This window comes from Bacteroides sp. AM16-24, assembly GCF_003471885.1.
In the GTDB taxonomy this organism is placed as follows: Bacteria; Bacteroidota; Bacteroidia; order Bacteroidales; family Bacteroidaceae; genus Bacteroides.
This window is the reverse complement of sequence record NZ_QRKI01000021.1, coordinates 61,731-76,889: the sequence shown is the minus strand read 5'-3', so window position 1 is coordinate 76,889 and position 15,159 is coordinate 61,731. Positions and strand designations below refer to the sequence as shown.

The 15,159-nt window shown below is 44.3% G+C and carries 13 protein-coding genes; 7 read left to right on the top strand and 6 right to left on the bottom strand.

From position 1 onward, the window contains the following. Window position 1 precedes the first annotated feature (1 nt). Entirely contained in the window at window positions 2-439 is a 438-nt protein-coding gene (locus tag DW182_RS19340) for a nucleoside deaminase (protein WP_021967088.1), read from the top strand. Here DW182_RS19340 and DW182_RS19335 read toward each other — a convergent pair whose 3' ends face one another. The 3 genes from DW182_RS19335 to DW182_RS19325 form a co-directional block, all read right to left on the bottom strand. After that, the gene (locus DW182_RS19335; protein WP_007667261.1) at window positions 440-736 is read right to left on the bottom strand and encodes a DUF4834 family protein; all 297 of its coding nucleotides are present in this window, start codon (window positions 734-736) and stop codon (window positions 440-442) included. A gap of 67 nt (window positions 737-803) precedes the next feature. Beyond that, on the bottom strand, window positions 804-1,502 hold the full coding sequence (locus DW182_RS19330) for a phosphatidylcholine/phosphatidylserine synthase (RefSeq protein ID WP_167507370.1): 699 nt from the start codon (window positions 1,500-1,502) through the stop codon (window positions 804-806). 7 nt (window positions 1,503-1,509) lie between these two features. Further along, window positions 1,510-2,199, bottom strand: coding sequence for a phosphatidylserine decarboxylase family protein (locus DW182_RS19325; protein ID WP_007667255.1), 690 nt, complete (start codon window positions 2,197-2,199; stop codon window positions 1,510-1,512). 171 nt (window positions 2,200-2,370) lie between these two features. Between DW182_RS19325 and dnaE the strand changes: the two genes are divergently transcribed. The 6 genes from dnaE (at window position 2,371) to DW182_RS19295 (ending at window position 12,857) form a co-directional block, all read left to right on the top strand. Next, entirely contained in the window at window positions 2,371-6,165 is a 3,795-nt protein-coding gene (gene dnaE, locus DW182_RS19320; RefSeq protein WP_118296517.1) for a DNA polymerase III subunit alpha, read from the top strand. A 66-nt stretch (window positions 6,166-6,231) separates the two neighbouring features. Beyond that, window positions 6,232-6,549 carry a thioredoxin gene (gene trxA / locus DW182_RS19315; protein WP_007667249.1) on the top strand — a complete coding sequence of 106 codons (318 nt, stop codon included), beginning with the start codon at window positions 6,232-6,234 and terminating at the stop codon, window positions 6,547-6,549. 44 nt (window positions 6,550-6,593) lie between these two features. Beyond that, window positions 6,594-6,932 (top strand): hypothetical protein, encoded by a 339-nt coding sequence (locus tag DW182_RS19310; protein ID WP_007667246.1) that lies wholly within the window; start codon window positions 6,594-6,596, stop codon window positions 6,930-6,932. Window positions 6,933-7,149: 217 nt separating this feature from the next. Continuing rightward, on the top strand, window positions 7,150-8,349 hold the full coding sequence (locus DW182_RS19305; protein ID WP_115502307.1) for an efflux RND transporter periplasmic adaptor subunit: 1,200 nt from the start codon (window positions 7,150-7,152) through the stop codon (window positions 8,347-8,349). Beyond that, window positions 8,346-11,477, top strand: a complete 3,132-nt coding sequence (locus DW182_RS19300) for an efflux RND transporter permease subunit (RefSeq protein ID WP_115501958.1) — start codon at window positions 8,346-8,348, stop codon at window positions 11,475-11,477. Before DW182_RS19305 ends, DW182_RS19300 begins: the two co-directional genes overlap by 4 nt. 3 nt (window positions 11,478-11,480) lie before the next feature. Next, on the top strand, window positions 11,481-12,857 hold the full coding sequence (locus DW182_RS19295; RefSeq protein WP_044532055.1) for an efflux transporter outer membrane subunit: 1,377 nt from the start codon (window positions 11,481-11,483) through the stop codon (window positions 12,855-12,857). 58 nt (window positions 12,858-12,915) lie between these two features. On the opposite strand, the gene DW182_RS19290 is transcribed toward DW182_RS19295, so the two are convergent. From DW182_RS19290 to DW182_RS19280, 3 genes are read right to left on the bottom strand one after another with little or no spacing between them, the layout of a single operon-like run. Continuing rightward, complete coding sequence (locus DW182_RS19290; protein WP_044532054.1) at window positions 12,916-13,131, bottom strand: immunity 17 family protein; 216 nt, start codon at window positions 13,129-13,131, stop codon at window positions 12,916-12,918. A gap of 6 nt (window positions 13,132-13,137) precedes the next feature. Further along, window positions 13,138-13,563, bottom strand: a complete 426-nt coding sequence (tsaE, locus tag DW182_RS19285) for a tRNA (adenosine(37)-N6)-threonylcarbamoyltransferase complex ATPase subunit type 1 TsaE (RefSeq protein ID WP_021967083.1) — start codon at window positions 13,561-13,563, stop codon at window positions 13,138-13,140. A 25-nt stretch (window positions 13,564-13,588) separates the two neighbouring features. Next, window positions 13,589-15,148: a bifunctional response regulator/alkaline phosphatase family protein gene (locus tag DW182_RS19280; RefSeq protein WP_044532053.1), complete on the bottom strand. Its 1,560-nt coding sequence runs from the start codon at window positions 15,146-15,148 to the stop codon at window positions 13,589-13,591. Window positions 15,149-15,159 lie beyond the last annotated feature (11 nt).

Sequence of the window (15,159 nt, the reverse complement as noted above, 5' to 3'; positions counted from 1 at the left end):
GGTGGACGATAACTTTTATATGAAGCAAGCGCTTGTAGAAGCACGTAAGGCAGCAGAAAGAGGAGAGGTGCCTGTTGGTGCGATTGTTGTTTGCAAAGAGCGTATTATAGCACGTGCCCATAACCTGACAGAAACATTGACAGACGTGACAGCTCATGCTGAAATGCAAGCAATTACTGCTGCTGCTTCTACCCTTGGTGGAAAATATCTGAATGAATGTACTCTTTATGTTACGGTTGAACCTTGTGTCATGTGTGCCGGTGCCATAGCCTGGGCGCAGATGGGGCGGCTTGTGTTTGGTGCTGAAGATGAAAAGCGCGGATATCAGCGTTATGCACCACAGGCGTTACATCCGAAAACGGTGGTTGTGAAAGGGATTCTTGCTGATGATTGTGCTGCCTTAATGAAAGATTTCTTTGCTGCAAAACGGCGTGTCTGATTATTCTTTAATTTCTTCAAAATCCACATACTCTCCTTCATCTTTAGAGAAGAGTTTTTTGTGTTTTCTATGAATATTATTTCCTTCAGAAGTGGTTCCTTCATCGGTTTGTGAAGAAGAGTTTGGTTGTTGACCGCCTGAGTAAGAATAACCTTGACCAGATTGATAACTGCCGGAGGAAGAACGACGCTTTCCTCCCAGTCCGAAGATAGTCCGGAGAACGGTGCCGATGATACTGAGTCCGATGACCAGAATAACGACTATGATGACAAATAGAAATCCTAAGATATGAAACATGGGCTAATCGTTTTATATATTGTTCGTCTTACGAACGATAGTACAACAACTGTGCCAAAAGATTTGTTTAGAGTCTCTTTCTAACAAACCAGCATAGAATGATGTACCAGCCTATGACAGCAGCAAGTCCTACGAAAATAAGTAGAGGAATACTGACTATCAAAAATAAATAACGGATTTTATTTTCTTCCCAAGAGAGGTTCTTTAATTTGAAAGCAAACATTGGAAACTCGGAAACCAGCAGCAGGGAGAATAGTACAATACAGACTAGTAATCCATACAGAACTACCCCACCTTGTATCAGCCAGTCATGGTATTGCGCAGCGGCTGCCGCCCAAAACAATGTGTTGGCTGGTGTATTTAGTCCGATGAATGAGCTGGTTTGGCGTTCGTCAATATTGAATTTTGCCAGACGCAGTGCTGAAAATATGGCAATGAGAAAAGCAAAATAGGGAACATATTCCTGAAAGCTGCTCATCCAATCGGGATAAGTCATCTCACGCAATAAGGAGAATATGATAACTGAAGGTACTAATCCGAAACTGATATCGTCTGCCAGGGAGTCCAATTCTTTTCCAATGGGAGAAGGGGCATGCAATACCCGCGCCGACATTCCATCGAGGAAGTCGAACACAGCACTGATAATGATAAAAGTCAGAGCCCAGTCATACTTGAACTCAAATGCCATAACACATGCAATACAGCCGGAGAACAGATTCAGGCATGTCAGTGTATTGGGGATATGGCGAGTAATACGGTTAGCCATTGTTTAGTTATTTTAATTTGGCTATCACGGTCTGGTTTCCTGTGGTGGTTTGTCCCATTTTCACGAACACTTCTGTGCCCAATGGGAGATAAACATCTACACGAGACCCGAACTTGATAAAGCCCATGTGTTCATCGATATAACAGTCTTCGCCGGGTTCGGCATAAGTGACGATACGTCGTGCCATAGCTCCGGCAATCTGCCGAGCCATTACTTCTACACCTTCGGGAGTTTCAATCACCACTGTAGAGCGTTCGTTGTCGGTACTGGCTTTCGGCAGCCAAGCTTTCATGAACTTACCATTATGGTGTGCCACTTTCTTTACGGTTCCGTCTACCGGATACCAGTTGGCATGTACATTGATGACACTCATAAAAATAGAAATCATAAGACGGCGGTCGTGGAAGTATTCGTTTTCATCTACTTCTTCTATGACTACTATTTTGCCATCGGCAGGTGCCACCACAATCTTTTCGGTGTCTTCCTGGCCAAATAGGCGGATAGGGCATCGGAAGAAATTCACCAGCATTCCATACAGGACGATACTGACCACAGCTACGATATAGAACGGTAATTTGCATTCCAGCCCAAAATAAAGTGCTGAATTGACAACCAATAGCAATAGTAAGCTACCGGCCAGTGTATGTGTCCCTTCGCGGTGAATTCGTATCTTTTTTAGCTTTTTTAGTCGACTCATCTAAGTTGTTTTATTCTCTTGAATACAAATTATCGGCAAAAATAGGCTTATTTTGAAAATCTAACAAGCATTTGGAGGGAGAAATGCATCTGTTGATAACTTTTAGGGAAATATTTTTGTTAGGTCTTATATAGGTTGTACTTTTATGCTCTTAATTGAAAGGAGATATTTATGCAGGATTTTGTTCATTTGCACGTTCATACCCAGTATTCCTTACTCGATGGTCAGGCCAGCGTAAGTGCGTTGGTGGACAAGGCTATGAAAGATGGAATGAAGGGAATAGCCGTGACTGACCACGGGAATATGTTCGGCATTAAGGAATTCACTAACTACGTTAACAAAAAGAATAGCGGACCGAAGGGTGAGATCAAAGATCTTAAAAAACGGATGGCCGGCATTGAAAGCGGCGAGATTGCTTGCGATGATAAGGAAGCGGAACTTGCTGACTGTCGTGCGAAGATTGCGGAAGCTGAAAATAAGCTGTTCAAACCAATCATTGGTTGTGAGATGTATGTGGCTCGCCGTACCATGGATAAAAAAGAAGGTAAGCCCGACCAAAGCGGTTGGCACTTAATTGTATTGGCGAAAAACGAGAAAGGCTATCATAATCTGATTAAGCTGGTATCCAGGGCTTGGACCCAAGGTTATTATATGCGTCCGCGTACTGACCGTAATGAGTTGGAGAAGTATCACGAAGGTTTGATCGTATGTTCGGCTTGTATTGGTGGTGAAGTGCCTAAGAAGATTATCAATGACCAGCTGGAAGATGCGGAAGAAGCCATACGCTGGTATAAAAATCTTTTCGGTGAAGATTATTATCTGGAGTTACAACGGCATCGGGCTACTATACCGCGTGCCAATCATGAAGCTTATCCGTTGCAGCAGAAGGCGAATGCCAAATTAATAGAGTTTGCAAAAAAATATAATATTAAACTCATTTGTTCCAATGACGTTCATTTCGTGAATGAGGAACATGCTGAGGCGCATGACCGGCTGATTTGTTTGAGTACCGGTAAAGATCTGGATGATCCGAATCGTATGCTTTATACCAAGCAGGAATGGATGAAGACGAAGGCAGAGATGAACGAGCTCTTTGCTGATGTTCCTGAGGCTTTGTCCAATACTCTTGAAATTCTGGATAAAGTAGAATACTATTCCATTGACCATGCACCTATCATGCCTACTTTTGCTATTCCCGAAGACTTTGGAACAGAAGAAGGGTATCGGCAGAAATATACCGAGAAGGACTTATTTGATGAATTCACTCAGGATGAAAATGGTAATGTGGTGTTGAGTGAGGAGGATGCCAAAGCGAAAATCAAACGTCTGGGCGGATATGAAAAATTATATCGTATCAAACTGGAAGCGGATTATCTGGCTAAATTGACTTTTGATGGTGCTAAGATATTTTATGGAGATCCTCTGTCTGAGGAAGTGATGGAGCGTTTGAAGTTTGAACTTCATATTATGAAGACAATGGGTTTTCCGGGGTACTTCCTCATTGTACAGGACTTCATTGCTGCCGGGCGTAATATGGGAGTTTCGATAGGTCCGGGTCGTGGATCGGCGGCCGGTTCAGCGGTAGCATATTGTTTGCAGATTACGAAAATCGACCCCATTAAATATGACTTGCTGTTTGAGCGTTTCCTGAATCCCGACCGTATATCATTGCCTGATATCGATATCGACTTTGATGATGACGGACGTGGAGAAGTGCTTCGTTGGGTGACGCAAAAGTATGGTCAGGAAAAAGTAGCGCATATCATTACCTATGGTACAATGGCTACCAAACTTGCTATTAAAGACGTTGCCCGTGTGCAGAAACTTCCTCTTTCTGAGTCTGACCGTCTAGCTAAATTGGTTCCTGATAAAATACCTGATAAGAAGTTGAATCTACGGAATGCCATTGATTATGTTCCTGAACTGCAAGCAGCAGAAGCTTCTTCCGATCCTTTGGTGCGCGATACGCTGAAATATGCCAAGATGCTGGAAGGCAATGTGCGTGGTACGGGAGTGCATGCCTGTGGTACGATTATCTGCCGTGATGACATTACTGACTGGGTACCTGTAAGCACTGCCGATGATAAGGAAACGGGTGAGAAGATGCTTGTTACCCAATATGAAGGTTCGGTTATTGAAGATACAGGTTTGATCAAGATGGACTTTCTGGGATTGAAAACATTATCAATCATCAAGGAGGCCGTGGAAAATGTGCGCTTGCATCGTGGACTGGCGTTGAATATAGATAAGGTGCCTATTGACGACCCTGCTACTTATAAATTATATAGTGACGGGCGTACTATCGGTACATTCCAGTTTGAATCTGCAGGTATGCAGAAATATTTGCGTGAGTTGCAGCCATCTACTTTCGAAGATTTGATTGCGATGAATGCCCTCTATCGTCCGGGACCTATGGATTATATTCCGGACTTTATCGACCGTAAACATGGACGGAAGCCGATTGAGTATGATATTCCTGTCATGGAGAAGTATCTGAAGGATACATATGGTATTACGGTGTATCAGGAACAGGTGATGCTTTTGTCACGTTTGTTGGCGGACTTTACCCGCGGTGAGTCCGATGCCCTGCGTAAAGCGATGGGTAAGAAGCTGCGTGACAAACTGGATCATATGAAACCTAAATTTGTCGAGGGCGGACGTAAGAATGGGCATGATCCGAAGGTGCTTGAAAAAATTTGGGGAGACTGGGAGAAGTTTGCATCATACGCTTTCAATAAATCTCATGCCACTTGCTATTCATGGGTAGCTTATCAGACCGCGTATCTGAAAGCGAACTATCCGGCAGAATATATGGCAGCTGTGATGAGCCGAAGCTTGTCGAACATTACTGACATCACCAAATTGATGGATGAATGTAAATCGATGGGCATCAAGGTTCTTGGCCCGGATGTGAATGAGAGTAATCTGAAGTTTACTGTTAACCCGGAAGGAAATATCCGTTTCGGCCTTGGTGCAGTGAAAGGTGTGGGTGAAGGTGCCGTGTTGAATATCATGGAAGAGCGTGCGAAGAATGGCCCTTTCAAAGGTATATTCGACTTTGTGCAACGCGTCAACCTGACAGCTTGTAATAAGAAGAATCTGGAATGCTTGGCTTTGGCAGGTGGTTTTGATGAATTCCCGGAATTGAGACGTGAACAATACTTTGCCGTGAATTCCAAAAATGAGGTTTTTCTGGAAACTTTGGTACGTTATGGTAACCGTTATCAGGCAGACCAGGCGGCGGCTGCCAACTCGTTGTTTGGTGGAGATAATGTAGTGGACATTGCCACTCCCGAAATACCTGAAGCTGAACGCTGGAGTGATCTGGACCGGTTGAATAAAGAACGTGATCTGGTAGGTATTTATCTATCTGCCCATCCGCTGGATGAATATTCCGTAGTATTGCAGCACGTATGTAATACGCGTATGGCTGAGTTGGAGGATAAAACGGCACTTGCCGGACGAGAGATAACGATGGGAGGCATTGTGACTTCTGTGCGTCGGGGAATCAGTAAAAATGGTAATCCTTATGGCATTGCGAAGATTGAAGACTATTCCGGTTCGGCTGAACTTCCGTTCTTTGGTAATGACTGGGTAACCTATCAGGGATATTTGGGTGAACGTACCTTCCTTTTCATTAAGGCTCGTTGCCAACCTAAACAGTGGAAGCAGGATGAGTTGGAAGTTAAGATTACTTCTATGGAATTGCTTCCGGATGTGAAAGAGAAACTGATTTCTAAAATTACTATCCTGATACCGCTTTCTGTGTTGAACCAGGCTTTGGTTACGGAGCTTGCTGCACTAATGAAAGGGAATCCGGGTACAACGGAACTCTATTTTAAGGTGAGTGATCCTGATAGTAAGACGGTAGTAGACATGATTTCCCGACCTGTGAAGCTTTCAGTAGGACGTGAGTTAATCTCTTATTTAAATGATCGCCCCGAACTGGAATTCCGGATAAATTAGTTATCTTTGCTTCCGTAAATAATTTGACAGTAATCATTAAACATTAAATAATTAATCATTAACGCAATGGCTTTAGAAATTACAGACAGCAACTATAAGGAAATCCTTGCAGAAGGTAAACCTGTAGTGATTGACTTTTGGGCCCCGTGGTGTGGTCCTTGTAAGATGGTAGGTCCTATCATAGAAGAATTGGCAGAAGTGTATGAAGGACAAGTTCTCATCGGTAAGTGTGATGTAGATGAGAATGGTGATGTGGCTGCTGAATATGGTATCCGTAACATTCCTACCGTATTGTTCTTTAAAAACGGTGAGTTGGTTGACAAGCAGGTAGGTTCTGCTGGCAAATCAGCTTTTGATGACAAGATAAAAAAGATGCTCTTATAGGAGTATAATATAATAAGGTATTAACCCTTAAAAAACTAACTGTTATGGGACTGGAAGACGATTTCTTAAAGGATGATCTCGATGACGAAAAAACCATCGAATACATCAAGAATTATTTGCCGCAGGAGTTAAAAGAGAAGTACTCCGATGATGAATTCTATTATTTTCTCGATTTGATTGACGAGTATTATTCTGAAAGCGGCATCCTGGATGCAAAGCCGGATGAAGATGGATGCATCGAAGTCGACCTGGGGCAAATCGTAGATTACATCATCAAAGAAGCCCACAAAGATGAGATGGGTGAGTATGATCCGGAAGAAATCCTGTTTGTAGTTCAAGGAGAACTGGAATATACGGAGTCATTGGATGATGATGAAGAATAAAAAGTTTCAGTTAAGTAAAAGAGAAGTCCGGACAGCTTGTTCGGACTTTTTTTGTGGAATAATTCCCCACTTGTAGAGTGAATTCCCCACTCTCATAATCCTTTGTTAAAACTTTAATGGTTTGACTATGAATAATAAAGGTATAGCCATCGAACTTTGGCATGCCGGTTGTGTTTTTATTTATAGGGTTTTTAACATTAACATAAACAGAGAGCTTATGAAACCGTTTTTTAAGAAGAGAGAATTCAGAATAACGAAAAAACAGGCAGTGATTGCCGCAATTGGTATAGTACTGTTAGTAGCGATTTACTGGTTTATTACTCATCGTCCGGCACCTGCACCGGATCTTTCGGTAGTAGCTGTGGAACCGGTGACACAAGATGATGTCGAAATCTATGGTGAATACGTGGGACGTGTTCGCGCTCAACAGTTTGTGGAAGTTCGTGCCCGTGTAGAAGGGTATCTGGAAAATATGCTTTTCGAAGAAGGTACTTATGTGACGAAGAATCAAGTATTGTTTGTTATCAATCAGGATCAGTATCGCGCTAAGGCGGATAAGGCTCGTGCACAGCTGAAAAAAGATGAAGCACAAGCTAAAAAAGCACAACGTGACCTGGAGCGCATTCGCCCCTTGTATGAACAAAATGCTGCCAGTCAATTAGATTTGGATAACGCGGTGGCAGCTTATGAAACGGCAGTGGCTAGTGTTGCTATGAGTCAGGCCGATCTTGACCAGGCAGAACTGGAACTTGGATATACAGTGGTTCGCTCTCCGCTGGCCGGACACATCAGTGAACGGTATGTAGACCTTGGTACATTGGTCGGTACGGGCGGCAAGTCATTGCTTGCCAATATCGTGAAAAGCGATACGGTACTGGTAGATTTCAGTATGACAGCATTAGACTATCTGAAAACCAAGGAACGTAACGTAAATCTGGGACAGAAAGATTCTACCCGTTCCTGGCAGCCGAATATTTCTATTACACTTGCCGATAATACAGTCTATCCTTTCAAAGGCTTGGTCGACTTTGCCGAACCGCAGGTTGATCCACGTACCGGTACTTTCTCTGTTCGTGCCGAAATGCCTAATCCGAAACACGTATTACTTCCGGGCCAGTTTACTAAAGTGAAGCTATTGCTGGATGTGCGGGAGAATGCAACAGTGGTTCCCCTGAAGTCTGTTATTATAGAAAAAGGTGGTGCCTATGTATTTGTTATGCGTCGTGATTCTACTGTAGAACGTCGTTTTATAGAGTTAGGACCGGAGTTCCAGAATCAAGTAGTGGTGGAGAGAGGTTTGGTGCCGGGTGAAACAATAGTGGTAGAAGGATACCATAAACTGAGTCCGGGGATGAAAGTTAAAGTTAACAATGCCCTGTTGAAGAAAGAAGATGAAGAGGGAGGGGAGAGCGTATGAAAGTAAGTTTCTTTATAGACAGACCGGTCTTTTCGGCTGTCATCTCTATACTGATTGTCATTGTGGGTATCATCGGACTGACGATGCTTCCCATTGACCAATATCCGCAGATTACACCGCCGGTGGTGAAGATTAGTGCTTCGTATCCCGGTGCCAGTGCGCTGACGGTATCCCAAGCGGTAGCTACACCTATTGAGCAAGAGTTGAACGGAACGCCGGGAATGCTCTACATGGAGTCCAATAGCTCAAACTCCGGTGGTTTCTCAGCTACAGTTACATTTGATATTTCTGCTGATCCTGACTTGGCAGCGGTTGAAATACAAAACCGCTTGAAGTTGGCGGAATCCCGTCTTCCGGCAGAGGTGGTACAAAACGGTATATCCGTAGAAAAACAGGCAGCCAGCCAGTTAATGACTATCTGTCTGAGGTCTTCTGATCCGAAGTTTGATGAAATTTATCTGAGTAACTTTGCTACATTGAATGTGCTCGATTTACTTCGCCGTATTCCCGGTGTAGGTCGTGTGTCGAATATTGGTAGCCGTTACTATGCTATGCAGATTTGGGTGCAACCAGATAAGTTGGCAAACTTTGGACTGACCGTAGCCGATTTGCAGAACGCTCTGAAAGATCAGAATCGTGAATCAGCAGCCGGTGTATTGGGACAACAACCTGTGGCAGGACTGGATATTACCATTCCTATTACAACGCAGGGACGTCTCTCTACAGTAGGACAGTTTGAGGAAATCGTAATTCGCGCTAATGCGGATGGTTCCATTATCCGTTTGCGTGACGTGGCACGTATCTCATTGGAGGCTTCTTCGTACAATACGGAGAGTAGTATCAATGGTGAGAATGCGGCTGTGTTAGGTATCTATATGCTTCCGGGCGCCAATGCTATGGAAGTGGCGGAGAATGTGAAAAAGGCAATGGATGAAATCAGTAATAACTTTCCTGACGGATTGAGTTACGAGATTCCATTTGATATGACTACTTACATTTCAGAGTCTATTCACGAAGTATACAAGACTTTGTTTGAAGCATTGATACTGGTGATTATCGTAGTATTCTTATCATTGCAAAGTTGGCGTGCTACCCTTATTCCGATTGTGGCGGTACCTATCTCTCTGATTGGTACGTTTGGTTTCATGCTGATATTCGGTTTCTCTCTCAATATACTTACCTTACTTGGATTAGTACTTGCCATTGGTATTGTGGTGGATGATGCCATTGTGGTGGTAGAGAATGTGGAGCGCATCATGCACGAAGAGAAACTGCCACCTTACGAGGCTACAAAGAAAGCGATGGAAGGATTGACGGGAGCGATTATTGCTACGTCTCTGGTATTGGCAGCTGTGTTTGTACCGGTTAGTTTCCTCGGTGGTATCACAGGGCAGCTTTATCGTCAGTTTACGGTGACAATTGTGGTTTCCGTATTGCTTTCTACAGTTGTTGCGCTGACTCTGAGTCCGGTGATGTGTTCATTGATATTGAAACCGGAATCTCATAAACGGAAGAATATTGTATTCCGCTATATCAACTACGCACTGAATACGGGCAACCGTAAGTATGTTCGCCAGATTTCACGTGTGATAGGTAATCCCCGCAGGGTATTGAGTGCATTTGGTGTGATACTGGTAGCTATTTTGTTGATAAACCGCCTGATACCGACCAGCTTTTTGCCTGTAGAAGATCAAGGATACTTTAAAGTGGAATTGGAATTGCCTGAAGGTGCGACACTGGAGCGTACGCGAATCGTATCGGAACGTGCTGTAGAATATCTGATGCTGAATCCGGCTGTAGAGTATGTTCAGAGTGTAGTAGGTAGTAGCCCCCGTGTGGGTAGCAGCCAGGCACGCAGTGAATTGACTGTTATTCTGAAACCGTGGGGTGCACGTGACGGACAGACTATCGATGAGGTAATGGCTCAGGTGAAAAAGGATTTGCAGGAGTATCCCGAGTGTAAGGTATATCTTTCCACACCGCCGGTTATCCCGGGACTGGGAAGTTCGGGTGGTTTCGAAATGCAACTCGAAGCACGTGGAGACGCTACTTTTGATAACCTGGTACAAGCGACAGACACGTTGATGTATTACGCTTCACAACGTAAGGAATTATCCGGGTTATCATCATCTTTGCAGGCAGATATTCCGCAGCTCTATTTCGATGTAGACCGTGATAAGGTGAAACTGGCAGGTGTGCCGCTGGCGGATGTATTTTCAACCATGAAAGCTTATACTGGTTCGGTATATGTAAACGACTTCAATATGTTTAACCGTATCTATCGTGTATATATCCAGGCAGAAGCACCTTACAGGGAACATAAGGAAAATATCAACCTGTTCTTTGTACGTGGGGCGGATAATGTGATGATACCGCTAACTTCCCTCGGAACTACCTCATATACCACGGGGCCGGGTAGTATCAAGCGTTTCAATATGTTCAACAGTGCTGTGATCCGTGGTGGAGCAGCCGACGGCTATAGTTCCGGTCAGGCAATGGAGATTATTGAGCAGATTGCCCGTGAGCATTTGCCGGAGAACATAGGTGTGGAATGGAGCGGACTTTCATATCAGGAGAAGCAGGCCGGCGGACAGACGGCAATGGTGTTGGCACTGGTATTCCTGTTTGTATTCCTCTTCCTGGCTGCCCTTTACGAGAGTTGGACAGTACCGATTGCGGTATTACTTTCATTGCCGATTGCTGCATTGGGAGCTTATCTCGGAGTATGGGCTTGCGGTTTGGAGAATGACGTCTACTTCCAGATCGGGCTGGTTATGTTGGTCGGACTGGCGGCAAAGAATGCAATCTTGATTGTAGAATTTGCTAAGGAACAGGTAGATCGTGGTGCGAATGTAGTTAAAGCAGCTTTGCATGCATCACAGTTGCGTTTCCGTCCTATCTTGATGACATCTTTGGCATTTATCCTTGGTATGCTGCCGATGGTGATTGCCAGTGGACCGGGTTCTGCAAGCCGTCAGGCTATTGGTACAGGTGTATTCTTCGGAATGATTCTGGCTGTAACGGTAGGTATTCTTTTAGTGCCGTTCTTCTTCGTACTGATTTATAAGGCGAAGGCAAAAGCGAAAAGCGCGAATATTAAGAAAGTTACGAAGCGATTTAAACGATAAGTTATGAAAAGAAAATATACAATATATGGTATGATGGTGCTGATGGTACTGGCGTTCAGTTCCTGCCAGTTGGGTAAACACTATGCACGTCCGGAGTTGAATTTGCCGCAGCAACTTGACTCTACAGAACAGGACACACTTTCTATTGCTGACCGGCAATGGTGGGAACTCTATACTGATACCACGCTGCAAGCACTTATTGAGCGTACTCTTGAATATAATAAAGATATGAAAATTGCTGCTGCACGGGTAAAGGAGTTGGCAGCAATGAAACGCATTGACTTTGCTAATCTTTTTCCACAAGTCAGTGGAAAGCTGTATGCAGACAAGGAGGCGGAAAACTATGGCGGAGATAATTACGATTCGGACCGGAGTTATGAAGCCAAAGCAATAGTCTCATGGGAAGTGGACCTTTGGGGAAACCTGCGTTGGGCAAAAGATAAGAGTATGGCAGATTTCCTGGGTTCGATAGAAGCACAACGGGCACTGAAAATGAGTCTGGTGGCAGAAGTGGCTCAGGCGTATTTTGAATTGGTAGCCTTGGATAACGAATTGGCTATTGTGCGGCAGACACTGAATGCCCGTAAAGAGGGAGTTCGTTTGGCAAAGCTTCGTTTTGAAGGCGGACTGACTTCGGAGACTTCTTATCAACAGGCACAGGTGGAATTGGCACGTACTGCAACCTTGGTGCCGGATCTGGAGCGAAAGATTTCCATAAAAGAGAATGATATTGCGTTTCTGGCTGGTGATTATCCGCAGAAGATTGCACGTTCTGTATTGCCGGAAGAAGTGAAATTACCGGAAAGCCTTCCTGTTGGACTTCCTTCCACATTATTGGAGCGTCGTCCGGACGTACGTCAGGCGGAACAGAAGTTGATTGCAGCCAATGCATCAGTGGGGCTTGCATATACTAATATGTTTCCTCGTTTGGCTTTGACAGCGCATTATGGTTTGGAGAGTGCTGAGTTCTCGGATTTCCTGAAATCACCATATCATTTTTTGAGCGGATCATTACTGACACCCTTGTTTGCTATGGGAAAGAACCGCGCAATGTTAAAAGCAAAGAAAGCGGCTTATGAACAAGAGGTGTATTCTTATGAGAAATCAGTATTGACAGCATTTAAGGATGCGCGGAATGCCATTGTGGATTTCAGTAAAATCAAAGAGATTTATGAATCGCGTCTACAACTGGAACAAGCGGCACGGAGTAATGTGGAGTTGGCGCAGCTACAGTATATCAATGGCGTAATCGGATATCTGGACGTGCTGGATGCACAACGTGGATATTTCGATGCACAGATAGGTTTAAGCAATGCGATACGGGATAAGCAGATAACGTTGGTGCGGTTGTATAAAGCACTTGGCGGAGGATGGCAATAGAATCCTTGAGTTTTTAGACGCAGATAATGCAGGTGTTGCAGTTTCTGCGTCTAAAAAATTATACCGTAGGTGTATTCAGAAAGAAGAACACCGACATTCCGATAAGAATAACTCCCAGTACACCATAGAATAACCGGGCACGTTTTCTTCCCACACTTTTTACGGCGAATTGTGTATTTCGGGCAGTGAAGAACCACTCCCAGTCAAATATTGCTGCCAGTAATGAAATAATGCCGGCTACTGCAAAGATGCCTTGTACGATGTATTGACTCATAAGATATTAACCTAAGTTTTCCATTGTCAACTTGCGTGAACCATCTTCCAGTTCTTCGATGGTTACTTTCACTGTATTGCCCGGCAACAGTTCTTCTACCAACTCCGGCCATTCAATGAAACAGAGTGCCCCACTGTAGAAATAATCCTCATAACCCATATCATATACTTCTTCCAGCTTCTTGATACGATAGAAGTCGAAATGGTAAATGAGTTCTCCCGCTATGTCCGAACGATACTCGTTGATAACGGCAAAGGTGGGTGATGTAACGACATCTTCAACACCCAGTTCCTGACAAAGTGCTTTGACAAAAGTAGTTTTACCGGCTCCCATCTTTCCATAGAGAGCAAAAACAGTGTTGTCGCCCATAGCAGCGATAAACTCGCGGGCGGCTTCATGGATATGGTCCAGAGATTGAATTTTAATTTCCATATTAGATTGAATTTACAATTTACTTTCAGCTTCGTCCGCTCAGTGTGATGAGCGGGATTATCATTTCCTCCATCGAAATACCTCCGTGCTGGAAGGTATCGGTGTAGTAACTGACATAATGGTTGTAATTATTGGGGTAGGCAAAGAAATCGCGCCCTGTGGCAAAGATATAGCGCGTACTCACATTGGGTGAGGGAAGGTGTATCTCGGTCGGGCGGGTGATTTCAAATACCTGTTTGGGGTTGTATGCCATATTGCGTGATAGCTTATAGCGCAGGTTGGCATTGATTTCCTTACTGTTGCTCTGTACTTTTACAGGGTTATCTACGCGGATACTGCCGTGGTCGGTCGTGATAATGACACGATATTGACGGGATGCAAGTGCTTTCAGCAGATCGCTCAAGGGTGAATGGCGGAACCATGAAAGGGTAATGCTGCGATAGGCAGCTTCAGTAGAAGCGAGTTCACGTATCATTTTACTCTCTGTACGACTATGGCTCAACATATCGATGAAATTGAATACGGCAACGTTTAAGTCATTCTGTGCCAGGGCAGGGAGTTGTGCCAGTAAGCGTTCTGCACCGGCTGCATCATTGATTTTATGATAAGAGAATGTATCGTTGCGGCGATAACGCTCAATGATTGTACGTATCAGTGGAGCCTCGTTCAGGTTTTTGTTTTCTTCTTCGTCTTCATCTACCCACAGTTCCGGAAACAATTTAGCTATTTGGTCAGGCATCAAACCGGAAAAAATAGCGTTACGGGCATATTGTGTGGCAGTGGGCAGAATGCTGAAATAGAGTTGCTCGTCTATATTGAACAGACCGGATAATTCGTCGGCAAGTACGCGCCACTGGTCGTAACGGAAATTATCGAGCACGATGAAGAAAACCTTCTCGCCTTTGTCCAATGCCGGGAAAAGAATACGCTTGAAGAGATCTGGACTCATCAGAGGACGATCGGCAGGTGCATCTTTAGCTGATACCCAATCTGCATAGTTCCTTTTAATGAATTTCGCAAAAGCACTGTTGGCCTCTGTTTTCTGCATGGCAAGCATTTCGCTCATGGGGCTGTCTGTAGCTTCCAGTTCCAGTTCCCAATAAACAAGGCGGCGATATAATTCCATCCAGTCGGTTGCCGTTAGTGAGTCATTAATCTGCATGCCTATCTTACCAAAGCTCTGCTGATAACCGGTTTGTGCGGCTTCGCTGACAATATCCCGGCGATGCAGGTTCTTCTTTAGCGATAATAATATTTGATTGGGATTGACGGGCTTGATCAGGTAATCTGCAATTTTTTGGCCGATAGCCATGTCCATGATATTTTCCTCTTCACTCTTGGTGATCATGACCACGGGGACGGTGGGGCAGATATCTTTTATCAAAGCCAGGGTTTGCAGGCCGCTCAGTCCAGGCATATTTTCATCCAGAAAGATCAGGTCATAGGTTGTAGCACGGCAACGGTCCAGTGCATCCTGTCCGTTGGTTACGGTGTCTACTTCGTAACCTTTGCCTTCCAGAAACAGGATGTGCGGTCGCAGCAAGCTGATCTCATCGTCTACCCAAAGGAGTTTATCTTTCTTCATAACACTACTCA

Excerpts from the sequence above, each read along its gene's own strand:
- trxA (WP_007667249.1), top strand. The coding sequence starts at position 6,232 with ATGGCTTTAGAAATTACAGACAGCAACTATAAGGAAATCCTTGCAGAA.
- DW182_RS19280 (WP_044532053.1), bottom strand. The coding sequence starts at position 15,148 with ATGAAGAAAGATAAACTCCTTTGGGTAGACGATGAGATCAGCTTGCTG.
- tsaE (WP_021967083.1), bottom strand. The coding sequence starts at position 13,563 with ATGGAAATTAAAATTCAATCTCTGGACCATATCCATGAAGCCGCCCGC.
- DW182_RS19310 (WP_007667246.1), top strand. The coding sequence starts at position 6,594 with ATGGGACTGGAAGACGATTTCTTAAAGGATGATCTCGATGACGAAAAA.
- DW182_RS19330 (WP_167507370.1), bottom strand. The coding sequence starts at position 1,502 with ATGGCTAACCGTATTACTCGCCATATCCCCAATACACTGACATGCCTG.
- DW182_RS19335 (WP_007667261.1), bottom strand. The coding sequence starts at position 736 with ATGTTTCATATCTTAGGATTTCTATTTGTCATCATAGTCGTTATTCTG.
- DW182_RS19290 (WP_044532054.1), bottom strand. The coding sequence starts at position 13,131 with ATGAGTCAATACATCGTACAAGGCATCTTTGCAGTAGCCGGCATTATT.
- dnaE (WP_118296517.1), top strand. The coding sequence starts at position 2,371 with ATGCAGGATTTTGTTCATTTGCACGTTCATACCCAGTATTCCTTACTC.
- DW182_RS19295 (WP_044532055.1), top strand. The coding sequence starts at position 11,481 with ATGAAAAGAAAATATACAATATATGGTATGATGGTGCTGATGGTACTG.
- DW182_RS19325 (WP_007667255.1), bottom strand. The coding sequence starts at position 2,199 with ATGAGTCGACTAAAAAAGCTAAAAAAGATACGAATTCACCGCGAAGGG.
- DW182_RS19305 (WP_115502307.1), top strand. The coding sequence starts at position 7,150 with ATGAAACCGTTTTTTAAGAAGAGAGAATTCAGAATAACGAAAAAACAG.
- DW182_RS19300 (WP_115501958.1), top strand. The coding sequence starts at position 8,346 with ATGAAAGTAAGTTTCTTTATAGACAGACCGGTCTTTTCGGCTGTCATC.